Raw genomic sequence first — 25,394 nt, 5'->3', positions numbered from 1 at the left:
TCGAGACCCTGTCTGCATACACATGGCGTGAGTGGGGGCTCTGCGTGGTTACGCAAGCTGCCTCCTCCGAGCCCTGACCCACTCACGCCTTCTTGCACCTTCATATCGTCAGCCCCCCAGCCCGGCGTCCAGCACGGCGCGCGCGATGGGCGCGGCGACCGAGCCACCCGTCGCGGCCAGCGCCCGGTCGCCACCGTTCTCCACGATGACCGCGATCGCGATCTTCGGGTTCTGCGCCGGCGCGAACGCGATGTACCAGGCGTGCGGGGGAGTGTTGCGCGGATCGCTGCCGTGCTCGGCCGTACCCGTCTTGGACGCGATCTGGTACGAGCGCGGCTGCGTCCCTCCCTGCGTGTTCTTCTCCGACTCCAGCATCAGATTGGTGATCTGGGTGGCCACCTGCGGGGTGACCGCCTGGCCCACCGAGGTCGGCTTGGTGGTCTCCAGCGTGCTCAGGTCGGGCGCCTGCAACTGGTCCACCAGATACGGCTTCATCCGCACGCCGCCATTGGCGATGGTGGCCGCCACGACCGCATTGTCCAGCGGGGTGAGCGCGACATCGCGCTGCCCGATGCTGCTCTGACCCAGCGCGGCATTGTCCGGGATGGTCCCGACCGTGCTGTCCGCCCACGGAATCGGAATATTCGGATGTTGCGTGCCGATGCCGAAGGCGTTCGCTGTGTCCTTCAGTTTCGCGGCCCCCACCTTGATACCGAGCTCCACGAAGGCGGTGTTACACGAGTACTTGAAAGCCTCTGTCAGGGAAACGGTTTGGGCGTCGCCGGGGCCGCAGTGGCTGCCGTTGTAGTTCTCCAGCGTGGTGGTGGTGTCCGGCAGGGTGATCCGCGGCTGCGCGGTGAGCTGGTCGTCCGGCTTCGCTATACCGTTGGACAGCGCGGCCGCGGTCACGACCACCTTGAAGGTGGAGCCCGGCGGATAGGTCTGCGAGACGGCGCGATTGAGCATCGGCTGGCGCGGATCCTGCTGCAGCTGCTCCCAGGTCTTCTGGGTGGCCGCGCCATCGTGCCCGGCCAGCAGGTTCGGATCGTAGGACGGCGTGGACACCATGGTCAGGATGCGGCCGGTGCTGGGCTCGATGGCCACCACCGAACCGGTCAGGTTCTTGGCGGTCAGCTGCTCGTAGGCCACCTTCTGCATGACCGGGTTGAGCGTGGTCACCACATTGCCGCCGCGCGGATCTCGCCCGGAGATCATGTCGATGAGCCGGCGGCCGAAAAGGCTGTTGTCCGAACCGTTGAGCACCGAGTCCTCGGCGTGCTCGAGCCCATTGCTGCCGTACTGCATCGAGTAGTAGCCGGTGGCGGGCGCGTAGGCCAGCGGGTCGGTCGGGTAGGTGCGCAGGTACTTGTAGCGGTCGTCGGTGGCCACCGAGCTGGCCAGCACCGTGCCCGAGGCGGAGATCTGCCCGCGCTGACGCGCGTACTCGTCCAGCAGCACGCGCACATTGCGCGGATCGTTGCGCAGGCTGTCGGCCTTGAACACCTGCACGTAGGTGGCATTGGCGAGCAGCGCGACGATCATCACCATGACCGCCAGCGCCACCCGGCGCAGAGGCGTGTTCACGCGGCACCCCCCTTCACCTTGCGCACCGGCGTGTTCACGCGGGCTGCATCCGAATCCACCTTGCGCAGCATTTGGGTCGACGCGTCCGCGATCGGCTCCGCCCGCTTACGCGCGGGGGCCGGTCGCCGGGCGGCGTCGGAAATCTTGATCAGCAAACCCAGCAGTATGTAGTTGGCCAGCAGGGACGACCCGCCGTACGACATGTACGGCGTGGTGAGACCGGTCAGCGGAATCAGCTTGGTGACACCGCCGACCACCACGAACACCTGCACCGCGATGGTGAACGCCAGCCCCGCCGCCAGCAGCTTGCCGAAGCTGTCGCGAATGGCCAGCGCGGTCCGGATGCCGCGAATGGTGAACACGCAGAACAACATCAGGATGGCGGTCAGCCCGATCAGGCCGAGCTCCTCCCCGATGGCGGAAATGATGAAGTCGGTCTTGGCGAACGGCACCCGCGAGGGCCGCCCGCTGCCCAGCCCGGTCCCGGCCAGCCCGCCGGTGGCCAGCCCGAACAGCGACTGCGAGATCTGATAGCCGGTATTGGAGTAGTCGGCGAAGGGGTGCAGCCAGTTCTCCACGCGCACCCGCACATGCGAAAACATGTTGTAGGCGAACACGAATCCGATCACCAGCAGCACCATGCCCACCGCGACCCAGCCCACCCGCTCGGTCGCGATGTAGAGCATGCACAGCACGGTGCAGAAGATCAGCAGCGAGGTGCCGAGATCCTTCTCCACCACCAGCACGCCCACCGACACCGCCCACACCAGCAGCACCGGACCCATATCGCGCATGCGCGGCAACTCCATGCCGAACACGTGCTTGCCCGCACCGGTGAACAGATCGCGCTTGGACACCAGCACCCCGGCGAAGAACACGATCAACGCGATCTTGGCGAACTCGCCCGGCTGAACGCTGAAGCCCGGCAGGCGGATCCAGATCTTCGCGCCGTTCACCATGGAGTATCGGTCCGGCAGCAGCGCGGGCAGCGCCAGCGCGATCAAACCGATCAGGCCCAGGGTGTAGGCGTAGCGGGCCAGGCTGCGGTAGTCCCGCAGCGCGATCAACAACCCCGTGAAAACCACCATCCCCAACCCCGTCCACAGCACCTGCTGGTTGGCGTCGGGGGAGGGGATGGGCAGCGAGGCGAAGGCGGCGTCCTGAGCCTGCGCCAGGTCGACGCGGTGAATGATCACCAGGCCCAACCCGTTCAGCAGCGCCGCGATCGGTAGTAGGAGCGGATCCGCGAAGGCCGCGAACCGCCGCACCGCCAGATGCGCGACGCCGAACAGCGCCAGATACGCGGCGCCCAGTTTGGCGATCTCCCAGGTGATCGCCTGCTCCTGGCTGGCCTCCACCAGCACCAGCGAGACCGTCGTGATGACGGCCGCCAGGCCCAGCAGCAGCAACTCGACATTGCGCCGGGTCGCCGGTGGGGGCGCAGGAGCGAATCCGCCGGGTGGACTGGGGAAGGCCCCAGTGGACGGCGGTGCCGGTGCGGACATCAGTCCGCCGTCCTGCAGTTCTGCCCCGGGATCTGCGGTGCCGTGGTGGTGGTGACAGGAGCGGTCGGCTGGTCGGACTTGTGGGGTTCGAGGGTGTGGTTCTCGCCGGTGCGCTCACCGCCGGTGATGCCGCCGGGCGCGGCCGGGGTGGTCGGCGCGGCCGGGGTGGTGGTGACCGAGTTGCCCGGCTGGTTGGGGTCGGTGGACGGCGGCACCGGGGTGGTGCTCGGCGTCGGCTGCTGCTGCGGCTTCTCGCACGCCGGAAGCAGTTCGGACTGCACCAGATTGCGGATCTGCTTGATGGCGTCGTCGCGCGAACCCGGCGGCAGGCCCTTGTCGACCGAGTCGCGGCCGCTGGGGCGAAGATCGTTGCGGGTCAGCGGAGCACAGCCCGCCGGAAATCCGGCGCCCGGTCCGGTCAGCGTCAATTCGCCGGCGCGCGTGACGCATCCGACCTGATCCACGTCGCGAATCGAGTAGCCCAGCACCGAACCGGGCAGGCCGCGCAGCACGACCACCTTCTCGCCGTCGGTGCCGACGTAGTAGTTGCTGCGAATCATGTTGTAGCCCACGGTCAGACCCGCGCCCACCGCCACCAGCAGGGCCAGTGACAGCGCCAGCCAGCGCAGCTTGTGGCTCTTGCGGGGCGGCTCGGGTTCGGGCTGTGCGACCGCGCGGCGCGGGGTGGCACGCGGCGGGCGCATGGCGGCGGCCCGGCCCGCGGCGGTGTTCGGCGGGGGCGTGTCCTCGTCCTCGCCCGACGCCGCGCCCGCCACGATCGGATGGCTCTGCCCGTAGTCCAGATCGATGACATCGGCGACCACCACGGTCACGTTGTCGGGACCGCCACTGCGCAGGGCCAATTCGATGAGCCGGTCGGCCGACTCGTCGGTGCTGCCCTCGCGCAGGGTGTTGGCGATGGTCTCGTCGCTGACCACGTCGGAGAGACCGTCGGAGCACAGCAGATAGCGATCCCCGGCGCGCGCCTCGCGCACCACCAAGGTGGGATCGATCTCGTTGCCGGTCAGCGCCCGCATGATGAGCGAGCGCTGGGGATGGGTGTGGGCCTGCTCCGGGGTGATCCGGCCCTCGTCCACCAGCGACTGCACGAAGGTGTCGTCACGGGTGATCTGGGCGAGTTCACCGCCGCGGAGCAGATAGGCGCGGGAGTCGCCGATGTGCGCGAGGCCGAGTTTGCGCCCGGCGAACAGGATGGCGGTGAGCGTGGTGCCCATGCCGTCGAGTTCGGGTTCCTCCTCGACCTGGTCGGCGATGGACGCATTGCCTTCGTGCACCGCACGATTGAGCTTGCCGAGCAGGTCGTCGCCGGGCTCGTCGTCGTCCAGATGCGCCAGCGCGGCGATCATCAGTTGCGAGGCGACCTCACCGGCGGCGTGGCCGCCCATGCCGTCCGCCAGCGCGAGCAAGCGCGCACCTGCGTAGACGGAGTCCTCGTTATTGGCTCGGACGAGACCACGGTCGCTGCGCGCTGCGTAGCGGAGAACAAGTGTCACGATCGCAGCTCGATCACTGTCTTGCCGACACGGACTGGGGAGCCGAGCGGAACTCGGACCGGAGTGGTGACCTTCGACCGGTCGAGGTAGGTCCCGTTGGTGGAACCGAGATCCTCGACGTACCAGTCCTCACCGCGCGGCGAGAGGCGCGCGTGGCGGGTGGAGGCGTAGTCGTCGGTGAGAACCAGTGTGGAGTCGTCGGCCCGCCCGATCAGCACCGGCTGTGTGCCGAGCGAGATACGGGTGCCGGCGAGAGAACCCTGAGTCACCACGAGATATTTGGCGCCCTTCTGGCCCCGGCGAAACGATGGGAGCACCGCGGAACCGCCTGCGGCCCGAGGCGCGACCCGGAGGCCGGAAGCCGCGTAGATATCGCTGCGCAGGGTCCGGAGCACCGCCCACACGAACAGCCACAACAGCAGCAGGAACCCCGCACGGGTCAATTGCAGGATCAATCCCTGCACGGTGCTCCACCTCCTGTTCGACCGTGTCGTAGGTACGGGGCAGTTACGGAGGTATGGCTCCGTGACCCCCAACCGGTGTGTTGCTGGTCAGCGTCGGTGCGTTGCTGGTTAGCGCGGCCATTCTCCGCCGCCAGTATTGGCAGCATCATAGGGCCGTCGACCGGTTGCGATCACGATACGACCGAGGAATTCCCAGCCATATCGTGACCTGCACCGCGAGCTTACGGGATCAGACGATCCGGATCAGGATCTCGGAATGTCCGGCGCGGATGACATCCCCGTCGGCCAGCTGCCAATCCTGGACGGGTGACCCGTTGACCAGCGTGCCATTGGTCGAACCGAGGTCGGAGAGCATCGCGGTCTGGCCGTCCCAGCGAACTTCGATGTGCCGCCGGGAAACTCCGGTATCGGGCAAACGGAAGTGCGCGTCCTGCCCGCGGCCGATGATGTTGCTGCCCTCGCGCAACTGGTACGTGCGACCCGAGCCGTCGTCCAACTGGAGCGTGGCCGAGTAGCTCGAGCCGCTGCGGGCCGGCGCGGCGCCGTAGCCCTGCTGCTGCCCATACCCCTGCTGCTGGCCGTACCCCTGATCGTCGCCGTAGCCCCCCTGCTCGGGGTACTGGTCGTAGCCCTGCTGGCCGTAGCCCTGCTGCTGTCCGTACCCCTGGTCGGCGTACCCCTGCTGCTGGCCGTAACCCTGCTCGGCATAGCCCTGCTGGCCGTACCCCTGCTGCTGTCCGTAGCCCTGGTCGGCATAGCCCTGCTGCTGTCCGTAGGCCTGATCGCCGTAGCCCTGCTCGTAGCCGTGCTGCTGCTGGCCGTAGCCCTGTTCGGCGTAGCCCTGCTGGCCGTACGCCTGCTCGGACTGCCCGTAGCCCTGCTGCTGTCCGTACCCCTGCTCGGCGTACCCACCCTGCTGGCCGTAACCGCCGGCCTGCTGCTGGTTGTAGTCGTAGCCGTTCTGGTAGTCGCCGTAGCCCTGCTCGGACTGGCCGTAGCCGCCCTGTTCGTAGCCCTGCTGACCGCCGCGGCCGTAGTCGCCGTAGCCCTGCTGACCGCCGCGGCTCGCAGGCGGGGGCGCGTACCCGCGGTTCCGCGGATCGGACTCCGCGGGCTCACGGCTTGGGTCGTAGCCTGAGTTCTGCGTCATGGGGCCAGCTCCTGGTTGCGGGTTGGGTCGTGGTGGGCGTTCAGCACCCGGTGACGGGCCTGCCCGCCCACCCGCGTCCGGATCCACCCGGCCGCGCGTCCTGAACTGTCCGGTGTGCAGCGTAGGGGATGCCTCGAACTCCACGTGCACTTCGCCGTAGGTCTGCCACCCTTGCTCACGGATGAAATCCTGCAGATGCTTGGCGAACGCGCGCTTGGTGAGCTCGTAATCCCGGGCGGCCAGATCCCGGTCCGGCTGTCCCTCACCCTGGACGAGCTGGCGTAGATCCGGCTCGCTGAGCGTGATGACATAGCTGTTGGGAGCCAGCAGATGGCCCCCGCCGAGATCCTGGATGTGGTCGGCGGCCTCACGCTGCAGTGCGGCCTCCACCTCCTGGGGCACGACGCTCCCGCCGAAGGCGCGGGCGAAAACATCCCCCACCGCCCCCTGGAGACGGCGTTCGAATCGCGAAACGATCCCCATGGCCCCCTCCCTTCTCGGGTCCAGACGCCTGCACGAGCAGGCGTGCGTCGTGTCGTGTGTGTGACCGGCCGTGGCATGCGCGATGCGTCCCATAAAGCAACACGCAGACATGGCGTGTCGCCGCAGGGACACGGTGATTGCATGATATCCACGATCGTCCATACCTGTAACTCTTGGCGGCAAGCCTGGGTTCCCGTGTTTGTGTCACGTCACGGTCGGGTGACCGCACCCCCGATAACCAGGCGATTTCGTTTTGGCGCAAACCTCGTGATACGTTTCTTCCCGTCGCTCGGGCGAGTGGCGGAATGGCAGACGCGCTGGCTTCAGGTGCCAGTGTCCGTAAGGACGTGGGGGTTCAAGTCCCCCCTCGCCCACTCGGAGAAGGCCCCCGATCCAATTGGATCGGGGGCCTTCTTCTTTGTCCGGACGCTGTCCGGGTTCGTACGGCTCCGTACGGGTTCCGGTGTGTGCGAGCGGGACCGAATCTCCGCTCTGCGGTGTTCCATTCAGCGGGACTCGAAAAGTCCCAGGTCACAGCGGATGTGACGAAGATCGCACGCTCCGGCCGGAGGGGGTCCCGGAAGGTGTTGCCGGAGTGGGATTTCGGCGTCCCGGCGGGGTGAAAATCGTTTGCGGGAGGATGCCGTCTGGGGTATGCGCCCGATTATGGTCGGGCATTGCCTGATGATCATTTAGCTAAAGGCAAGTGAAACAAACTTTTGGTTTGTTTGTCCGGTGGCGACCGCTGGGCAATCGGCCTGAGCTGCGACGAAACGCCAGTTTAACGTGGGTTGAACCGGTGGTTAGCGGAAAACTTGCGAGTTTCCGGCAAACCTTCCGGCGGGGTTCGGAACACATCGCGGGCGAGGGGTTGAAACGAGTTTGGAAACGCGACCGCGGGGATAGTTTCCGGGCCCTCCGCAGACCCTTCGCAAAGTGGATGCCCGAAATTAGCGATCTTGGTGGGTTCCTCACGGGGAAGGGTCATTTCGCCTGGTCGAGTTATACGCCCGGCGGGCAAGTCGGAGGTTGCGTAGCCATAACGATTGTGTAGAGTCATCGGCAACGCTGGCCGCAGCTGAGCCGGACTCGCTGCGGCCAGTGGAAATCAATCCGACTGGTTCCGCGACTACGAAGTCGCCACTCCCACAACCGGTTCCGGACCTTTCTCGATCGAATAGCCCACTGTGTGCTCCGGGCCGATCCCCATCTCTTCTCCGCGAACCGCGGCCTCCTGCTCGCGAACGGCGATCCGTCCACGTGTGAAGACGTAGGTCAGGAAGCCGAGTTCGGCCAGCGCTCCGATACCGACCCGCAGTGCGGTGGGGAGTCCGCTGGGCGTCACGAAGCCCTCCAGAAACCCGGAAACCAGCAGCACGCCGACCAGCCCGAGCGCGACCACCGCCGTCGCCCGGCCCTGTCGCGCCAGCGCCTGCGGACGGCTCTCCCGGCCCGGATCGATGAGCGTCCAGCCCAGCTTCAGGCCCACCCCGCCGGCCACGAAAATCGCTGTCAGCTCCAGCATTCCGTGCGGCAGGATCCAGCCGAAGAACGGGCCCAGCCGGTCCGCCCCGGCCATCAGACCGGCACTGATCCCCAGGTTCATCGCGTTCATGAAGAGCAGGTACACCGCGGGCAGGATGAGGAACCCGAGGAACAGCGCCATGGCCGACACCCACGCGTTGTTGGTCCACACCTTGGCGGCGAAGGCGTCGTGGGAGTGCTCGTAGTAGTAGGTCTCGAATTCGCCACCGGGGCGTGTCAAGGCATCTGTATCCGTATCCAATCCGAGATGCCGTCGCGCGGCCTCGGAATTGGCCACCCAGGCCGCCAGCGCCGCCGATCCGATGAGGAACACCGTCGCGACCGACAGCCACCAGGGCCAGGCCCGGTACACGGCGGCAGGAAAACGGTGGCTGAAGAAATAGCCGATCTCGTGGAGGGTGGCGATGCGGGCGCTCAGTATGCGTCCGCGCGCCCGGGTCAGCACCGCCGACAGCCCCGCGATGAGCTCGGGATCCGCCTCCCGCGTCTGCAACCGGGCCAGCTGCTGGGACGTCAACCGGTACAGCCGGACCAACTCGTCGGCCTCCGCCCCGCTGAGCCGCTTGCCGCGGGCGGCCAGCTGATCCAGCCGGTCCCAGGAGGGCCGGTGTACGAAGGTGTAGGCGTCCAGATCCATGAGTACCCCTCCTGCGCTCGCGCTGACAGAATGCTAACCATCGCGATCTCACCCGGCGGAGGAAGACGACCCGATGGCACTTTTCACGACTGGCGAGGCGGTGGCCGTGGAACTGCCGGTCGCGCGGATACCCACGCGGGCGGCGGCGTTCCTGCTCGATCTGCTCGTGCAGATCGTGCTCGGGATTCTGTTGATGCTGGTGCTCGTCGCGCTGCTGGTGTGGGCGGACGCCGACGCCGCGTGGCGCGACGCCGCGACGCTGGTGGCCGTGGTGAGCGCGCTGATCGGGTATCCGGTGCTGTTCGAGACTTTTTCGCGGGGCCGCTCGGTGGGCAAGATGGCGGTCGGGCTGCGGGTGGTGCGCGCCGACGGCGGGCCCATCGACTTCCGGCACGCGGTGACGCGGGGGCTGGCCGGGATCGTGGACTTCTGGATCCTGGGCACCGGGCTGATCGCCATCGTGGTGTCGATGTGCTCGCCCAACGCCCGGCGGGTGGGTGACGCGCTGGCCGGGACCGTGGTGGTGCACGACCGTACCCGGTTGCCCTACGCGGCGCTGGCCGCGCCGCCGCCGTGGCTGGCGGGCTGGGCGCGGCGGCTCGACCTGTCCGGTCTCCCGGACGATCTGGTGCTGTCGATGCGCAAATACCTGCTGCGGTTCCGGACGCTGACGCCCCAGGTACAGGATCAGCTGGGCCGGGCACTGGTCATCGCCGCGTGCGCGAGTCTGGGCACGCCGCCGCTGAACGGCTATCCGCCGCTGCAGATTCTGGGCGCGGTGCTGGCCGAGCGGCAGCGGCGTGAGATACCGCCGCCGCCCGCGCTCGGGGTGTCGCCCTTCTCCCGGCACCCGGCCGCGCAACCCGCTACAGCGCGCCGGTCTGCTTGAGCTCCAGATATTCGTCGGCCAGGGCCCCGGGCAGTTGGTCGGGTGCGGCGGCGATGACCCGGACGCCCATGCGGCGCAGGGTTTCCCGGGCCACGGCGTGCTCGGCGATGACGTTCTCGGCGGCGGCCGCCGCATAGAGGTCGTCCAGGCCGGAGCGGCGGGTGGCGGCCGCCGCCACCTCCGGATCGGTCACCGACACCACCAGTACCCGGTGCCGTTCGGCCAGTACCGGCAGCACCGGGCGCAGGCCCTCCTGCACAGTGGCGGCGTCCAGGTGGGTGAACCAGACCACCAGGCTGCGGCGGCGGGCGCGCTGCAAGGTGGCGCGCAGCAGGCCCCGGTAGTCGGTGTCGACCAGTTCCGGGGTGAGTCCGGCCAACGCGTGCATGAGCTTGAGCTGCAAGCGTTTTCCGCCGATGCCGCGCACCTCGGTGCGGATCCGGCGGTCGTAGGCCAGCAGGTCGACCGAATCGCCGCCCGCCGCCGCCAGCCCGCCCAGCAGCAGCGCCGCCTCGATGGTGGCGTCCAGGCGGGTGCCGTCACCGACCCGTCCCGCGCTGACTCGGCCGGTGTCCAACAGCATCACCACGTGGCGATTGCGTTCCGGCCGCCAGGTGCGCACCAGCACGTCGTTCGCGCGGGCGGTGGCGCGCCAGTCGATGGTGCGGACATCGTCGCCCGCCACATACTCACGGAACGAATCGAATTCGGTGCCCTGGCCGCGAATCACCGTGGTGTTGCGGCCCTCCAGCTGCTGTAGCTGTTTGACCTTCGAAGCGAGTATGCGCTCGCTGCGGAACGGCGGCAGTGCCCGCAACCGGGCGGGCACCTCGCGCCGCACCTGGCGGCCCGCCATGCCCAGCGGACCCAGCAGCCGAATCGTCACCGGACCGGCGGGCCGGTCACCGTGGTAGTCGGGGGTGAGCTCGGTGTGCAGGCGAATCCTGGTGTTGGACGGCAGGTTCAGCGCGTGGGTGCGGTGGCGCGGGTGCGCGCTGGGCGGCCAGTCGTCCCACAGCGTGCCGCGCACCGGGCGGGCACCGGTATTGAGCACCGCCAGCTCCACCTCGATACCGCGGCCCGCGCGCACGGTGGTGATCGGATCCCGCGAAAGCTCCAGCGCGCCCGGAGATCCCAGCAGCGCCAGATCGACGGCGATGAGCGCGACCAGGACCAGGGTGGCGATGGCGACACCCAGCCAGGACGGCAGCGCCAGGGTGACGAACAGGGCCGCGAGCACCGCGGCGGCGGCCAACCGGCCGGTGACGACCACGGGCTACACCGGAACGGGGACGGACATCAGCAGCGAGGCCATGACGCCCTCGGCGGTGACGCCCTCCACCTCGTGCTCGGGCCACAGATGCAGCCGGTGCCGGAGCACAGGCGTCGCAACGGCTTTCACATCGTCGGGGGTGACATAGGCGCGCCCGTTCAACCAGGCGAAGGCGCGCGACGCCGCCATCAGCGCGGTCGCGCCGCGGGTGGACGCCCCGTGCGCGACCGCCGGGGACGTACGCGTGGCCCGGCAGATATCGACGGTGTACGCCAGCACCTCGGGGCTGATCGTCACCTGCGCGACGGCGGCACGGGCGGCCTCGATGTGCGCCGGACCCGCCACCGGCCGCAGCCCGGCCGCGGCCAGATCACGCGGATCGAACCCGGCGGCATGCCGTTGCAGGATGCGGAATTCGTCGTCCCGCCCGGGCAATTGGACATCCACCTTGAAAAGGAACCGGTCCAGCTGCGCCTCCGGCAGCGGATAGGTGCCCTCCTGCTCGATCGGGTTCTGGGTGGCGACCACCACGAACGGGTCCGGCAGCGGCTGCGGCACGCCGTCCACCGCAACCTGGCGCTCCTCCATGGATTCCAGCAGTGCCGACTGCGTCTTGGGCGGGGTGCGGTTGATCTCGTCGGCCAGCAGCAGATTGGTGAAGACCGGGCCGCGCCGGAAGGTGAACTCGGCCGAGTGCGGGTCGTAGATCTGCGAGCCGGTGACGTCGCCCGGCATCAGGTCCGGGGTGAACTGGATGCGGGCGTGCTCCAGATCCAGCGCGGTGGCCAGGGCGCGCACCAGCAGCGTCTTGGCCACGCCCGGAACACCTTCCAGCAGCACGTGGCCGCGGCAGAGCAGGGCCAGGACCAGGAACATGACGGCATGGTCGTTGCCGACGACCGCCTTGCCGATCTCGGCGCGCAGGGCGAGCAGCGCCCGCTGCGCGTCCTGCGCGGTCGCCACGGCGGCGTCCTGCACCTTGACCGTGGAATCGGAGTCCACGGGGCGCTTGGTGAGATCGGTGTTCTGGGACAGTTCGGTCACAAGACCTCCGCTTCGATCCATTCGAGTTGTGCGGCCACGAGTTCCAGCGTGTCCCGATCGGCGACCGGGTCGTACAGGGTGGCGCGGATGACCGCCGGGTCCGTGCCGGTGCGGGCACTCACGGCCGCGACCACCAGTTCCGCCGGGGTCTCGGCGGTGACGCCGAGCCCCGGCCGCAGCCGCCGCAGCGCCGCCGAACGCAGTTTCTCCGCGACGTGTTCGTGGTCGCGGGATTTGCGGTACAGCCCGGCCTGTCCGGCCAGCAGCTCATTGGCGGGGGCCTCCACCGGCAGCGGCTCGCGCACGATCGCGCCCCGCCGGCGGCCCCGCCACCACAGCACCGCGACCCAGGCGATGAGGAACTGAAAACCGCCGAAGGCCAGCCAGTTCGGCAACTGCTGGAAGATGGAGTCGCTACCCGCGCCGAAGTTGGGCGGCGGCACATCCGGCCGCTCCGGCGGATTGCTCGGCGGATTCGACGGCGGCGACGGGATATCGGAGGGCGGATTCGGCACCGAGGGCGCGGGCCCGAGCTGGGTCAGCGCGAACACCAGCACCCCGACCACCACGATGGCGGCGACCGCGGCCCACAATCGCCAATCCCGCAGCCACTCCGGCAGTTCCGCGCGGTCCCGGCTCTTGTCCTTGGCCGCCTTGGCCTTGCGCGCCTTTCGCTTCTCGGTGATCTCGACCGGCCCGGCCTTGGGCGGCGGCGCGATCGAGAAACGGTCGGCCTGCTCGAGGTGCCGGTACTCCGCCTCGGTGCCGTAGCGCCCGCCGTAGACGACCTCGTCGAAACTGTGTGCGGCCGACGGGAGTTCGACCGCGTCGGGCACCGCCTCGGTGGCGGCCCGGGCGGTCTCGCGTGCGGTCCGCGCCCGCTCCTCCTCCAGGTAGCCGCGCTGCTCCAGCCCGCGGGTGACCGCGCGATACCGTTCGCGCAGCGCCGCACCGAAATCCCCGCGCCGGGCGGCGTCCTCGGCCGCGGCCAGATGCGCGGCCGCCGGACCCAGAGCGGGTTCGGGCGGAACCGCCCCGGCGGAATTCGGGCCCGGGATGTGATCGGTCTCGGTCATCGGCAACCTCCGGTCGGCACCGGAATGTCCCAGGCCTCGCGGCGGCAGCGCCGGTCCACATAGGTGACGACCTGGGTGGCCGATTCCACCAGCTCGCCCAGCGCCACCATGAGCAGCGCGGCGGTGATGACCAGCACCGTCACCGTCCACCGGTGGGTGCCCGAGAAATCGGCGATGAACTGCGGCAGCGCCAGCACCGGCACCAGCAGGACAAGCAGCAATCCGCGCAGGTACAGCCACAGCCCGACCAGCTGCCATTCCGTCCCGCTCGCAAGCACTTTCGCGCGCCGCGCCGCATCGCCGTAACGGGCGTCGGCGTCGAAGACGACGGGCAGCAGCGTGGCGCGCCGCCCGCGCAGCCAGGCCAGCCAGATCACCGCGAACGGGACGGTGACCATCAGTGGAGCGCCCAGGGTCAGCACGCCGACACCGATGAGCGTGTACATCACCTGGTACGCCAGCAGCGGCCCGGCCACCGAGGTCATGCGACGCAGCGCGCCCCGCCAGTCCAGGCGCTGTCGGTGCACGACGGACAGGCCGATCGGCACGGTCACCCCGCGCACGAACAACCGCACCGCCCAGGCGCATACCAGGGTCACCAGCAGTGCGCCCCAGAAGGTTCCGCTGTCGGAGTCATGGGAGGCCAGGGCCGCCAGCACCGCGCCCGCGACGGCGAGTGCCGAAGCCACCGCGACGGCCACGCCGAGCAGGGCGGCCAGCGTCTTGATCCGCGCCTGGATCAGCGCGCACGGCAGGTCCAGCAGTTCGCGGAACTGCATCGGGCGGATCGGAACGACCACCGGGTCGGCAGAAGTCGGTTCCCCCACCGAGCCGGTCGGCGAACCGACGGAGTCGGCGGCGGTCGGCAACACGCGCCCGAGTCTATCCGGACCAGTGCGTTCGGTCGCCCGATGCACGCGGTCCGGGCAAACTTCGCACCCCGGGGCGGCGGGAGTCAGTCGCGGGGTGTGTCGGTCTCGAGCAGCCGGGCCACCACCCGCCGGTAGAGCTCGGGTTCCACGGGCGGCGCGCCCAGCAGTGCGCGCAGGTAGACGCCGTCCCCGACCAGCCGCACGATCTCGGCTCGGACCGGATCGTCGATCTCGTTGTCCAGGGCGGTCTTCCAGGACTGCAACACCTCGGTGAGCGCCCGGTCGGTCTCGGCCTGCGTGGTGTCCGGCGGCGCGTCGATGGTGCGCATGGCGGCGAGCATGGACCGGTAGAGGGCCAGTTCGACCGCGTCGGTTTCGTCCTCCGGGTGCGGGGTCTGCAGATACCACTCCGCCACCGAACGACCCTGCTCCACCGCGGTTCTCACCTGCTCGTCGGCCCGTTCGCCGACCCGGCGGAGCAGTCCGGCGAGCAACGCGTCCTTGCTCTTGAAGTGGTAGAGCAGGCCGCCCTTGGAGACGCCCGCCGCGGCGGCCACGTTCTCCAGCGTCACCTGGGACAGGCCCTTGTCGAGCAGCAGGGTCTCGAGCGCGTCGAGGATCCGGTCGCGGGTTCCGGCGGGGTTTCGTGTGGTCACAGCCCTTTACTGTACCGTCTGGACGGTTTATCTGGTACTGTACCGTCCAGACGGTTCAATGTTGAGACGAGAAAGCTGATGACCACCCACACCGGAACCACCCCCGCCGCGATCGCGGGCCCACCCCGCGCCGGGCTGCGCGACTGGGCCGGGCTCGGCGTGCTCGCGCTGGCCCTGCTGCTGATCTCCATCGACGCCACCGTGCTCGATCTGGCGGTTCCCTCCATCACGGCCGACCTGGCCCCGACCACGCCGCAGCTGCTGTGGATCATCGACGTCTATTCGTTCGTGCTGGCGGGCCTGCTGGTCACCATGGGCACCCTCGGCGATCGGATCGGACGGCGTCGGCTGTTGTTGATCGGTGCGGCCGGATTCGCGGCGGCCTCGGCGCTCGCGGCCTGGGCGGTCAACCCCGAAATGCTCATCGCCGCACGCGTACTGCAGGGTGTCGCCGGTGCGACGCTCATGCCCGCCACCCTGGGCCTGATCCGCACCATGTTCGCCGACGCCCGCCAGCGCACCCTCGCCATCTCCGTCTGGGGCGCGATGGCCGCCTCCGGTGCGGCCTTCGGCCCGCTGCTGGGCGGCTGGATGCTCGAGCATTTCTGGTGGGGGTCGGTCTTCTTGGTGAACCTGCCGGTCATGGCGCTGCTGGTGCTGTTGGCCCCGTTCCTGGTGCCGGAGTCGCGGGACCCGAACCCGGGTCGCTTCGACTTGATCAGCGCGGGGCTGTCGATGCTGGCCCTGATCCCGATCGTGTACGCGGTCAAGGAGTTCTCCGCCCATGGTCCGAGCCTGAACCTGCTCATCGCCGCAGGCGTCGGCATGGTGTCGGGTCTGGTGTTCGTGCGCCGTCAGCGCGGACTCGCGACGCCGCTGATCGATCTGGATCTGTTCCGGCTGCCCGCCTTCCGGGCCGCGGTGTTCACCAATCTGCTGTCGGTGTTCGCGCTGGCCGGTGTGCTGTTCTTCGGCTCGCAGTACCTGCAGCTGGTGCTGGGCAAGTCGCCGCTCGAGGCCGGTCTGCTGCTCATCCCGGGCACCATCGGCTCCATGGTGGGCGCGCTGGCCGCGGCGTGGCTGGTCCGATGGTGGCGTCCGGCAACGGTGCTGGCGGGCTCGCTGGTGACGGTCGCGATCGGCGCGACGCTCTACTGGCTGTTGCCCACCGATCCGTCGGGCTCGGTGACCCCGTTCATCGTCGGCTTCCTGCTCATCGGCCTGGGAGAGGGCGTGGCGCTGACGGTGTCGTCCGACCTGATCGTGAGCACCGCGCCGGAGGCCCGCGCGGGCAATGCCGCCGCCATTTCGGAGACGGCCATGGAGATGGGCATCGCGCTGGGTGTCGCGGTGCTGGGCAGTGCCGTCATGGCCGCCTTCCGGACCGGCTTGGACCTCTCGCACGTCCCGACCGCACAGTCCGACGCGGCCCGCGAATCGCTGGGCGGCGCGATCGAAACCGCCCGTGCCCTACCGCAACCCGCGGCGGGGGAGCTGCTGAACTCGGCGCACACCGCCTTCGTCAGCGGCATCCACCTGGCGGCCACCGCCACGGCGGCCATCCTGCTGCTGACCGCCTTCGTCGCCTACCGCGCGGCGAGCAAGCAGCGCGCGGCGGCGTAGCCGGAAAAGGCTGTGGCCCGGAAGTTTCCGTGTTCAACGTGAAACATCCCGGGCCACAGCTCGTTTCGCCGGGCTACTCCTGGCCGCGGCCGGGAGGCAGTTCGCGCGGGTTGCGGTAATCCAGTTCGGGATTGCGACGCGCGTCGAGCGCGTCATGCTGAGGGGCGGCCGGGAGCGGGTAACCCGGCTCGACCACCTGGCCGTGGGGGAGAGCGGAGTACGACGGGTACTGGGCGTAGGGCTGATCCACCACGGTCGAGGCGACCCGCTGCGCGTGCACCTGCTGCGGCGCACCCGGCGGCAGCTGATAGCCGTACTGCGGCTGGGCGTACATCTGCTGTTGCGGCTGCGCCGAATCCTGCGAGTCCACCGTCACCTTGCGCGTCCGGCGCAGCGTGAAGGTGATCTCCTCGGCCTCCTCGAAGGCCTGCCGCACGGTGCGCAGCGGATGGGTGGCGGTGTCGATGGCACTGGCCACGAAGGACGGCACCAGCGGCCGGATCCAGCGGGCCGCGGTATCGGTGAAGGGCACCGTGCCGATGATCGGAAGTTCCAGTCCGCCACCCTTGTTCGCGGGCGCGGGCGCGGCGACCGGGGGAGCGGCCGGGGTGAGGGGCGCGAGTGCGCCGGCGGGCGGGAGCGGGGCCAGGGCCCCGGAGGTGAGCTGAGCGGGCAGGTTGGGCGACTGGGTCACTATCCCCTCCGGAAGTTCATGTCTCGAGGCGTTCTCGAATTCGGCCACCGCCCGCTGTGCGGGCTCGGTGATGCCGATCTCGAAATTGCCGATGGCGGCGATGATGCGGGTGCGCTGCCGTTCCCGGTCGATGGCGGTGTCGGCGTGCGCGGCCAGCCGCGCGGCGGTGAGTTGTTGTTCGGCGCGCAGCTTTTCGGTCTCCACCCGCACCTCGGCCTGTTTGACGGCGATGGCGGTGGTGGCGGCTTGTTCGATGCGATCGGTTTCGGTGCGGACCGCGACATTGCGGTCGAAGGCCGTCTCGCCGCGCCACCGGCGCAGCAGTAGCGGCAGCAGAGCCAGTACGACCATAAGGAGCGCGACCGACAGCCGCAGCACCAGCGGTCCGAAATGTCCTGTGGTGTAGTCGTTCATGACGACCCAGCGCGCCCCGAGCCCGCGGTCGCCGTCGGTGTAGGCGTCCTTGCGGGCGGCGGCGAGGGCCCTGTCCTGCTCGGCGACCTTGGCGTCGAGCCCGTTCACCTTGCCCTGTGCCGTCGCGAGCTGGGTGCGCGCGTCGTCGAGCATCTGGTTGGCGGTGCGTTCCTCGGGTCCGCGGCCGGGCACGCCGGTTCTGGGGACCCCCGCGCAGTCCTGGTCCGGGTTGTATTCGCAGCGCGCGATTTTCAGCGCGGTGGTGACATCGTTCTGCGCCTTGGTGATCTGCTGATCCAGCGCGGCCCGATCGGCCGCGGCCCGATCGAAGTCGGTGCGGGCGGTGACCACGGCGGGCGCGGATTCCACGGCGCGCTGCGCGGTTTCGTCGAGCAGGCGGTGCACGGTGCCGGAGAACAGGACGGTGCAGGCCAATTCGGCGATCACCACGCCCGCGACCACGGCCACGGCGATCCGCCCGGCGAATTCGGCTACCGCACGGCGATTTTCCCGCCGGTCGGGTGTGGCCGCGGTGGCCAACGCCCGGGAAGCAGCCCCTACCAACAGGGTTGCGATGAGCGTCACCGCCACGATGGCGAGGATCGGCCATCGGGCGGCACCGGTGGCGACCGCGGTCACCACCCCCGAGGTGCCCGCGAACAGCGCGATCACCGCGCCGGTGACCGTATAACCCCCGCGTTCGTCCGGTTCGGTGAGCCGCGGCTGTGCCCCGCCCAGCCAGACCAACAGCGCACCGAGTCCGGCGACTCTCTCAGTCATGGGAGCTCACATCCCTCTAAGTCCCAAGTGATTCTGCTTCGCGCAGTGTGATGCTGCGTCTCGCAGTGCTGTCGAACCGAACCGTCGCTGATTCGTTGTCTCAGCGTGACAGGCCCAGAGCCGTTCCACCGACCGTGGCGGCTGCGATGTGGCCAGGCTCACAGTGGCGTGTTTCGGGCGTGTGACGTGGCGTTGATCACGCCCCGACCGGCTCGGATATGGCCGAAATCGGCGACGGTAGACGGATTTCCGGTTTGCTGAACGTGTGCTGAACCCTACATTCAGGAAAAATTCCGTACGGTCGGCAGGTTGCCTGGCCATGTCGTTCGGGAGGCCGTCACGACGACGGAACTTGTCCGGAAAGTTAGCCGCCTAACGCCCGGTTTGCCGGATCCCTCTGTGGGGAAACCTGATTCATTGCAGGTGAGAGGCGGTCTGGAGCTGCGCCGGACGGCCCGCTCCGCGCTCTCGCGCGCGTGCGATGAAGTGGTGAACTCAACTGAAACGCACGTGCACCCCTGCTTTACACTGGAGAACGCGCGTGTGTTGGAGGACCGATGTAGAAGCCCAGCTAGAAGCTGGAATTAGTACAACCTAAGTTGGTTGGGCTCCAGTCCTGACTTATCGTTTGCTCTTACGCCGAACTACACAAATTCGGCACAACTCCCCATACGGTCAGAGGCCCGATCGGTGCTCAGCCTAGCGGGCGAGAACGGCGCGGTGTGTAGCGAACGCGTAAGGGTTCCGTTACCACCGAGCACCCGACTAGGTAATCCAAGCGGGTCGACAACTGCAAAGTTGACTGCACGGAGTGACCATCAGCGCCGCTGGTCTCCGAAACGTCCGGGCGCAGTCCCTACCGGAGGCGTTCGACGAAGGCCCTTTTCTTCGAAGGCCTGTTTTTGTGAAGGCAGAGGCATGACGCAACTTCCTGGCCACGGGTCCCCCACCGGCGGTGCCGGTTACGGGCACGGCCCCATCGGGCTCTATGACCCGGCGAACGAGCACGACGCGTGTGGCGTCGCATTCGTCGTCGACATGCACGGCCGCCGCAGCCGCGACATCGTCGACAAGGCTATTACGGCATTGCTGAACCTGGAGCACCGTGGTGCCGCCGGCGCCGAACCCAACTCGGGTGACGGCGCGGGCATCCTGATCCAGCTCCCGGACAAGTTCTTCCGTGCGATCGTCGACTTCGAGCTCCCCGCCGAAGGTTCGTACGCCACGGGTATCGCGTTCCTCCCGCAGGCCCGCCGCGAGGCCGCCCGGGCCGGGTACGGCGTCGAGAAGATCGTGCGCGAGGAGGGCCTCGAGGTCCTCGGCTGGCGCGAGGTCCCGATCGACGAGTCCTCGCTGGGCGCGCTGTCGCGCGACGCCATGCCGACCTTCCGTCAGATCTTCATCGCCTCGCCCAAGGGCAGTGCCGAGCAGCTCTCCGGCATGGACCTGGAGCGCCGCGCCTACGTCATCCGCAAGCGCATCGAGCACGAGCTCGGCAAGGCGGGCGCGGGCGAGGGCGCGACCGGCAAGGAGTCGGTCTACTTCCCGTCGCTGTCCGGCGAGACCTTCGTCTACAAAGGCATGTTCACCACCCCGCAGCTGCGGGCGTTCTACCTGGACCTGCAGGACGACCGGGTCGAGTCCGCGCTGGGCATCGTGCACTCGCGCTTCTCCACCAACACCTTCCCGTCGTGGCCGCTGGCGCACCCCTTCCGGCGCGTCGCCCACAACGGTGAGATCAACACCGTCTCCGGCAACGAGAACTGGATGCGGGCGCGCGAGGCGCTGCTGAACTCCAATGTGTTCGGCACCGACCACGAGGGCAACAACCGCCTGGAGAAGATCTTCCCGGTCTGTACCCCGGGCGCGTCGGACACCGCGCGCTTCGACGAGGTGCTCGAGCTGCTGCACCTGGGCGGCCGCAGCCTGCCGCACGCCGTGCTCATGATGATTCCGGAGGCGTGGGAGCGCCACGAGTCCATGACCCCGGAGCAGCGCGCGTTCTACCGCTACCACTCCTTCCTCATGGAGCCCTGGGACGGCCCGGCCTCGGTGTGCTTCACCGACGGCACCGTCGTCGGCGCGGTGCTGGACCGAAACGGTCTGCGCCCCGGCCGCATCTGGGTCACCGACGACGGTCTGGTGGTGCTGGCCTCCGAGGTCGGCGTGCTCGACATCGACCCGGCCAAGGTCGTCTACAAGAAGCGCCTGCAGCCCGGCCACATGTTCCTGGTCGACACCTCGCAGGGCCGCATCATCTCCGACGACGAGGTCAAGTCCTCGCTGGCCGCCGAGTTCCCGTACCAGCAGTGGCTGGACGAGGGCCCGACCAAGCTGAGCGACCTGCCCGACCGCCCGCACGTGCACATGTCGCACGACCGCGTGCTGATCCGCCAGCAGATCTTCGGATACACCACCGAGGAACTGAACCTGCTGGTCTCGCCGATGGCGCAGACCGGTGGCGAGGCGCTCGGCTCGATGGGCACCGACACCCCGATCGCGGTGCTGTCGGCCCGTCCGCGGCTGCTGTTCGACTACTTCTCGCAGCTGTTCGCGCAGGTCACCAACCCGCCGCTGGACGCCATCCGCGAAGAGGTGGTCACCTCCCTGCGCAGCATGGTCGGCCCCGAGGCCGACCTGCTGAACCCGGGCGCGGAGTCCTGCCGGCAGATCACCCTGACCCAGCCGATCCTGGACAACGACGAGCTGTCCAAGCTGGTCCACATCAATGACGACGGCTCGCACCCGAACCTGCGTTCGGTCGTGGTCCACGGCCTGTACCCGGTCCAGAAGGGCGGCAAGGGACTTCGCAAGGCGATCGAGGCCGTGCAGCGTCAGGTCTCGGCGGCCATCGACGGCGGTGCGCGCATCATCGTGCTGTCCGACCGCGAGTCCAACGAGAAGCTGGCCCCGATCCCGTCGCTGCTGTTGACCGCCGCGGTGCACCACCACCTGGTCCGGGAGCGCACCCGCACCAAGGTCGGCCTGGTCATCGAGGCCGGTGACGCCCGCGAGGTGCACCACATGGCCATGCTGGTCGGCTTCGGCGCGGCGGCCATCAACCCGTACATGGCCTTCGAGTCGCTCGAGGACATGCTCGAGCGCGGCGCGCTGAAGATGCCGGGCAGCACCGGCGATCACGCCGCCGACTTCAAGAAGGCCGTCTACAACTACAACAAGGCCGCCGGTAAGGGCGTTTTGAAGGTGATGTCCAAGATGGGCATCTCCACCATCGCCTCCTACCGTGGCGCGCAGCTGTTCCAGGTCGTCGGCCTGGCGCAGGAGCTCGTCGACGAGTACTTCACCGGGCTGCGCTCGCCGCTGAACGGCATCGGCCTGGACGACATCGCGGACGAGGTCGCGCAGCGGCACCGGATCGCGTTCCTGGAGAACCGCAATGAGCGCGCGCACCGCGAGCTCAAGGTCGGCGGCGAGTACCAGTGGCGGCGTGAGGGCGAGTACCACCTGTTCAACCCGGACACGGTATTCAAGCTGCAGCACGCCACCCGCTCGGGCCAGTACAAGGTCTTCAAGGAGTACACCAAGCTGGTCGACGACCAGTCCGAGCGCCTCGCCTCGCTGCGTGGCCTGTTCAAGTTCAAGAGCGAAGGCCGCAACCCGATTTCGATCGACGAGGTCGAGTCGGCGGCGGAGATCGTGAAGCGCTTCTCGACCGGCGCGATGAGCTACGGCTCCATCTCGGCCGAGGCGCACGAGACCCTGGCCATCGCCATGAACCGCCTGGGCGCTCGCTCGAACTCGGGTGAGGGCGGCGAGCACCCGGCTCGCTTCGAGCCGGAGGAGAACGGCGACTGGCGTCGGTCCGCGATCAAGCAGGTGGCCTCGGGTCGCTTCGGCGTGACCGCGCACTACCTGACCAACTGCACCGACATCCAGATCAAGATGGCGCAGGGCGCGAAGCCCGGTGAGGGCGGCCAGCTTCCGGCCCACAAGGTGTACCCGTGGGTCGCCGAGGTCCGGCACTCGACGCCGGGCGTCGGCCTGATCTCGCCGCCGCCGCACCACGACATCTACTCGATCGAGGATCTGGCGCAGCTGATCCACGACCTGAAGAACGCGAACCCGCAGGCGCGGATTCACGTGAAACTTGTCGCGGAGCCGGGCGTCGGCACCGTCGCCGCGGGTGTCTCCAAGGCGCACGCCGACGTGGTGCTGATCTCGGGCCACGACGGTGGCACCGGCGCCTCGCCGCTGACCTCGCTCAAGCACGCGGGCGGCCCCTGGGAGCTCGGCCTGGCCGAGACCCAGCAGACCCTGCTGCTCAACGGCCTGCGCGACCGCATCGTGGTGCAGGTGGACGGTCAGATGAAGACCGGCCGCGACGTCATGATCGCCGCGCTGCTGGGCGCCGAGGAGTACGGTTTCGCGACCGCTCCGCTGGTGGTCTCGGGCTGCATCATGATGCGCGTGTGCCACCTCGACACCTGCCCGGTCGGCGTCGCCACCCAGAACCCTGTGCTGCGTGAGCGTTTCACCGGCAAGCCGGAGTTCGTCGAGAACTTCATGCTCTACATCGCCGAGGAAGTCCGCGAGCTGCTGGCGTCGCTGGGTCTGCGGACTCTCGACGAGGCGATCGGCCGGGTCGACCTGCTCGACACCACCGCCGCCACGTCGCACTGGAAGGCCGCCAAGCTGGATCTGTCGCCCATTCTCGACAATGTCGAGACGGCGTTCATGTTCCAGGACCGCCGCAACACCAAGGGCCAGGACCACGGTCTGGACAAGGCGCTGGACAACCAGCTCATCGCCGAGGCCGCGGACGCGCTCGAGCGGGGCAAGCCGGTCCAGATCGAAACCAAGATCACCAACGTGAACCGCACGGTCGGCACCATGCTCGGCCACGAGGTCACCAAGCTCTACGGCGGAGTCGGCCTGCCGGACAACACCATCGACATCACGTTCACCGGTTCCGCCGGTAACTCGTTCGGTGCGTTCGTCCCGGCCGGTATCACCCTGCGGGTCTCCGGCGACGCCAACGACTATGTGGGCAAGGGCCTTTCGGGCGGTCGCATCATCGTGCGCCCGTCGGCCGACGCGCCCGCCGAGTACGTGGCGGAGCAGAACATCATCGCGGGCAACGTGATCCTGTTCGGCGCGACCTCGGGCCAGGCCTTCATCCGCGGTGTCGCGGGCGAGCGCTTCGGTGTCCGCAACTCGGGCGCCACCGCGGTGGTCGAGGGTGTGGGAGACCACGCCTGCGAGTACATGACCGGTGGCCGCGTGGTCATCCTCGGTGAGACCGGACGCAACTTCGGCGCGGGCATGTCGGGCGGTATCGCCTACGTGTACAACCCGAACGGCACCTTCGAGGCCAACCTCAACACCGAGCTGGTCGACCTCGAGCAGCTCTCGGCCGAGGACGCGCAGACGCTGAAGGACATTGTCTCCGAGCACCGCGCCGAGACCGGTTCGGCCGTCGCGGAACGCATCCTGGGCGACTGGGCGCAGCAGGTGACCAAGTTCGTGAAGGTCATGCCGCGCGACTACAAGAAGGTCCTGCTCGCCATCTCCGAGGCCGAGAAGGCCGGCCGGAACGTGGACGAAGCCATCATGGAGGCGGCTCGTGGCTGACCTCACCTACTCGGTGCGACGCTGCACCTCTGTTTTTCCGCGCGCGCAGCGCTGTAGTCAGGAGTTCGTAAATGGGTGACGCACAAGGCTTCCTGAAGCACACCAGCCGGGAACTGCCGAAGCGCCGTCCGGTTCCGCTTCGCCTGCTCGACTGGAAAGAGGTCTACGAGGAGAAGTTCTCCCACGAGACCCTCCAGCGCCAGGCCAGCCGCTGCATGGACTGTGGTATTCCGTTCTGCCACAACGGCTGCCCGCTCGGGAACCTGATTCCCGAGTGGAACGACCTGGTGTACAAGGGCGCGTGGAAGGAAGGCTTCGACCGCCTGCACGCGACCAACAACTTCCCGGAGTTCACCGGCCGCCTGTGCCCGGCTCCGTGCGAGGCGTCCTGCGTCCTGGGCATCAACCAGGATCCGGTGACCATCAAGCAGGTCGAGGTCGAGATCATCGAGAACGGTTTCGACGAGGGCTGGGTGACCCCGGTCTACCCGACCCGCCTGACCGGCAAGCGCATTGCCGTGGTCGGTTCCGGCCCGGCCGGTCTGGCCGCCGCGCAGCAGCTGACCCGCGCGGGCCACACCGTGACGGTGTTCGAGCGTGACGACCGCATCGGTGGCCTGATGCGCTACGGCATCCCGGAATTCAAGATGGAGAAGCGCTTCATCGACCGCCGTCTCGCGCAGATGGAGGCCGAGGGCACCATCTTCAAGGCCGGTGTGAACGTGGGCGTGGACATCACCGCCGAGCAGCTGCGCGAGCAGTTCGACGCGGTCGTCCTGGCCGGTGGCGCGACCATCGCGCGTGACCTGCCGATCCCGGGTCGCGACCTGGACGGCATCCACCAGGCCATGGAGTTCTTGCCGCTGGCCAACCGGGTGCAGCTGGGCGACCAGATCACCGACGAGAACGGCCTGCCGCGCATCAACGCGCGCGGCAAGAAGGTCGTCATCATCGGTGGCGGTGACACCGGTGCGGACTGCCTGGGCACCTCGCACCGTCAGGGCGCGGAGTCGATCCACCAGTTCGAGATCATGCCGCGTCCGCCGGAAGAGCGCGCCGCCTCGACCCCGTGGCCGACCTACCCGCTGATGTACCGCGTCTCCTCGGCTCACGAGGAGGGCGGCGAGCGCGTGTTCTCCGTCAACACCGAGCGTTTCATCGGTGCCGACGGCAAGGTCACCGGGCTGCAGGCGCACGAGGTGAAGATGGTCAACGGCCGCTTCGAGAAGGTCGAGGGCACCGACTTCACCCTCGAGGCCGATCTGGTGCTGCTGGCCATGGGCTTTGTCGGACCGCAGAAGAACGGTCTGCTCGAGGGCCTGGGCGTGGGCTACGACCAGCGCGGCAATGTCATGCGCGACAAGGACTGGGCCACCACGGTTCCCGGCGTCTTCGTCGCCGGTGACATGGGCCGCGGTCAGTCGCTGATCGTGTGGGCCATCGCCGAGGGTCGCGCCGCGGCCGCCGCGGTGGACAAGTACCTGGAGGGTGAGACCGCGCTGCCGTCGCCGATCACCCCGACCATGGTCGCCCAGCGCTGAGCATGATCGTTCGGCGCTGAGCCGAAACCTGAAGGGCGCTCCCGGACTTCGGTCCGGG

The 25,394-nt window shown here is 68.5% G+C and carries 16 protein-coding genes and 1 tRNA gene; 5 read left to right on the top strand and 12 right to left on the bottom strand.

Translation table 11 applies throughout. From position 1 onward, the window contains the following. Positions 1 to 108: 108 nt before the first annotated feature. From NS2_RS01375 to NS2_RS01355, 5 genes are all read right to left on the bottom strand, one after another. Complete coding sequence (locus NS2_RS01375; protein ID WP_033085204.1) at positions 109 to 1,584, bottom strand: peptidoglycan D,D-transpeptidase FtsI family protein; 1,476 nt, start codon at positions 1,582 to 1,584, stop codon at positions 109 to 111. Further along, positions 1,581 to 3,089: an FtsW/RodA/SpoVE family cell cycle protein gene (locus NS2_RS01370; protein ID WP_147207050.1), complete on the bottom strand. Its 1,509-nt coding sequence runs from the start codon at positions 3,087 to 3,089 to the stop codon at positions 1,581 to 1,583. Before NS2_RS01370 ends, NS2_RS01375 begins: the two co-directional genes overlap by 4 nt. Then, positions 3,089 to 4,603, bottom strand: coding sequence for a protein phosphatase 2C domain-containing protein (locus tag NS2_RS01365; protein WP_033085205.1), 1,515 nt, complete (start codon positions 4,601 to 4,603; stop codon positions 3,089 to 3,091). Before NS2_RS01365 ends, NS2_RS01370 begins: the two co-directional genes overlap by 1 nt. Beyond that, positions 4,600 to 5,067, bottom strand: a complete 468-nt coding sequence (locus tag NS2_RS01360) for an FHA domain-containing protein FhaB/FipA (RefSeq protein WP_033085206.1) — start codon at positions 5,065 to 5,067, stop codon at positions 4,600 to 4,602. Before NS2_RS01360 ends, NS2_RS01365 begins: the two co-directional genes overlap by 4 nt. Positions 5,068 to 5,296: 229 nt before the next feature. Next, positions 5,297 to 6,700 carry an FHA domain-containing protein gene (locus NS2_RS01355; protein ID WP_033085207.1) on the bottom strand — a complete coding sequence of 468 codons (1,404 nt, stop codon included), beginning with the start codon at positions 6,698 to 6,700 and terminating at the stop codon, positions 5,297 to 5,299. A 291-nt stretch (positions 6,701 to 6,991) separates the two neighbouring features. Between NS2_RS01355 and NS2_RS01350 the strand changes: the two genes are divergently transcribed. Further along, a tRNA-Leu gene (locus NS2_RS01350) sits at positions 6,992 to 7,074 on the top strand. A 755-nt stretch (positions 7,075 to 7,829) separates the two neighbouring features. Here the strand turns inward: NS2_RS01350 and NS2_RS01345 are convergent. Further along, a complete protein-coding gene (locus NS2_RS01345; RefSeq protein WP_081985541.1) occupies positions 7,830 to 8,882 on the bottom strand; it encodes a stage II sporulation protein M in 1,053 nt (350 codons plus the stop codon). A 73-nt stretch (positions 8,883 to 8,955) separates the two neighbouring features. On the opposite strand from NS2_RS01345, the gene NS2_RS01340 reads away from it, so the two are divergent. Next, the gene (locus NS2_RS01340; RefSeq protein ID WP_036546214.1) at positions 8,956 to 9,771 is read left to right on the top strand and encodes an RDD family protein; all 816 of its coding nucleotides are present in this window, start codon (positions 8,956 to 8,958) and stop codon (positions 9,769 to 9,771) included. On the opposite strand, the gene NS2_RS01335 is transcribed toward NS2_RS01340, so the two are convergent. From NS2_RS01335 to NS2_RS01315, 5 genes are all read right to left on the bottom strand, one after another. Beyond that, positions 9,749 to 11,044, bottom strand: coding sequence for a DUF58 domain-containing protein (locus tag NS2_RS01335; protein ID WP_033085209.1), 1,296 nt, complete (start codon positions 11,042 to 11,044; stop codon positions 9,749 to 9,751). The genes NS2_RS01340 and NS2_RS01335 overlap by 23 nt on opposite strands. A gap of 3 nt (positions 11,045 to 11,047) precedes the next feature. Further along, positions 11,048 to 12,022, bottom strand: coding sequence for an AAA family ATPase (locus NS2_RS01330; protein ID WP_231993079.1), 975 nt, complete (start codon positions 12,020 to 12,022; stop codon positions 11,048 to 11,050). Between the two features lie 62 nt (positions 12,023 to 12,084). Then, on the bottom strand, positions 12,085 to 13,164 hold the full coding sequence (locus NS2_RS01325) for a DUF4129 domain-containing protein (protein WP_033085210.1): 1,080 nt from the start codon (positions 13,162 to 13,164) through the stop codon (positions 12,085 to 12,087). After that, positions 13,161 to 14,036, bottom strand: a complete 876-nt coding sequence (locus tag NS2_RS01320; RefSeq protein ID WP_052085929.1) for a hypothetical protein — start codon at positions 14,034 to 14,036, stop codon at positions 13,161 to 13,163. Before NS2_RS01320 ends, NS2_RS01325 begins: the two co-directional genes overlap by 4 nt. A gap of 83 nt (positions 14,037 to 14,119) precedes the next feature. Continuing rightward, positions 14,120 to 14,692 (bottom strand): TetR/AcrR family transcriptional regulator, encoded by a 573-nt coding sequence (locus NS2_RS01315; protein WP_033085211.1) that lies wholly within the window; start codon positions 14,690 to 14,692, stop codon positions 14,120 to 14,122. 78 nt (positions 14,693 to 14,770) lie between these two features. Between NS2_RS01315 and NS2_RS01310 the strand changes: the two genes are divergently transcribed. After that, on the top strand, positions 14,771 to 16,315 hold the full coding sequence (locus NS2_RS01310; RefSeq protein ID WP_033085212.1) for an MFS transporter: 1,545 nt from the start codon (positions 14,771 to 14,773) through the stop codon (positions 16,313 to 16,315). A 73-nt stretch (positions 16,316 to 16,388) separates the two neighbouring features. Here NS2_RS01310 and NS2_RS01305 read toward each other — a convergent pair whose 3' ends face one another. Next, a complete protein-coding gene (locus tag NS2_RS01305) occupies positions 16,389 to 18,203 on the bottom strand; it encodes a DUF4407 domain-containing protein (RefSeq protein ID WP_033085213.1) in 1,815 nt (604 codons plus the stop codon). Between the two features lie 918 nt (positions 18,204 to 19,121). Between NS2_RS01305 and gltB the strand changes: the two genes are divergently transcribed. Together gltB and NS2_RS01295 are read left to right on the top strand one after the other, a co-directional pair. Further along, positions 19,122 to 23,795: a glutamate synthase large subunit gene (gltB, locus tag NS2_RS01300; protein WP_052085930.1), complete on the top strand. Its 4,674-nt coding sequence runs from the start codon at positions 19,122 to 19,124 to the stop codon at positions 23,793 to 23,795. A gap of 71 nt (positions 23,796 to 23,866) precedes the next feature. Beyond that, on the top strand, positions 23,867 to 25,336 hold the full coding sequence (locus tag NS2_RS01295; RefSeq protein ID WP_033085214.1) for a glutamate synthase subunit beta: 1,470 nt from the start codon (positions 23,867 to 23,869) through the stop codon (positions 25,334 to 25,336). Positions 25,337 to 25,394 lie beyond the last annotated feature (58 nt).

The sequence above is a fragment of the Nocardia seriolae NBRC 15557 genome (assembly GCF_007990715.1).
Classification (GTDB): Bacteria; Actinomycetota; Actinomycetes; order Mycobacteriales; family Mycobacteriaceae; genus Nocardia; species Nocardia seriolae.
The sequence above is the reverse complement of the archived record's forward strand: the minus strand, read 5'-3'. Positions and strand labels throughout refer to the sequence as shown.

Excerpts from the sequence above, each read along its gene's own strand:
- gltB (WP_052085930.1), top strand. The coding sequence starts at position 19,122 with ATGACGCAACTTCCTGGCCACGGGTCCCCCACCGGCGGTGCCGGTTAC.
- NS2_RS01310 (WP_033085212.1), top strand. The coding sequence starts at position 14,771 with ATGACCACCCACACCGGAACCACCCCCGCCGCGATCGCGGGCCCACCC.
- NS2_RS01355 (WP_033085207.1), bottom strand. The coding sequence starts at position 6,700 with ATGGGGATCGTTTCGCGATTCGAACGCCGTCTCCAGGGGGCGGTGGGG.
- NS2_RS01340 (WP_036546214.1), top strand. The coding sequence starts at position 8,956 with ATGGCACTTTTCACGACTGGCGAGGCGGTGGCCGTGGAACTGCCGGTC.
- NS2_RS01305 (WP_033085213.1), bottom strand. The coding sequence starts at position 18,203 with ATGACTGAGAGAGTCGCCGGACTCGGTGCGCTGTTGGTCTGGCTGGGC.
- NS2_RS01370 (WP_147207050.1), bottom strand. The coding sequence starts at position 3,089 with ATGTCCGCACCGGCACCGCCGTCCACTGGGGCCTTCCCCAGTCCACCC.
- NS2_RS01295 (WP_033085214.1), top strand. The coding sequence starts at position 23,867 with ATGGGTGACGCACAAGGCTTCCTGAAGCACACCAGCCGGGAACTGCCG.
- NS2_RS01325 (WP_033085210.1), bottom strand. The coding sequence starts at position 13,164 with ATGACCGAGACCGATCACATCCCGGGCCCGAATTCCGCCGGGGCGGTT.
- NS2_RS01345 (WP_081985541.1), bottom strand. The coding sequence starts at position 8,882 with ATGGATCTGGACGCCTACACCTTCGTACACCGGCCCTCCTGGGACCGG.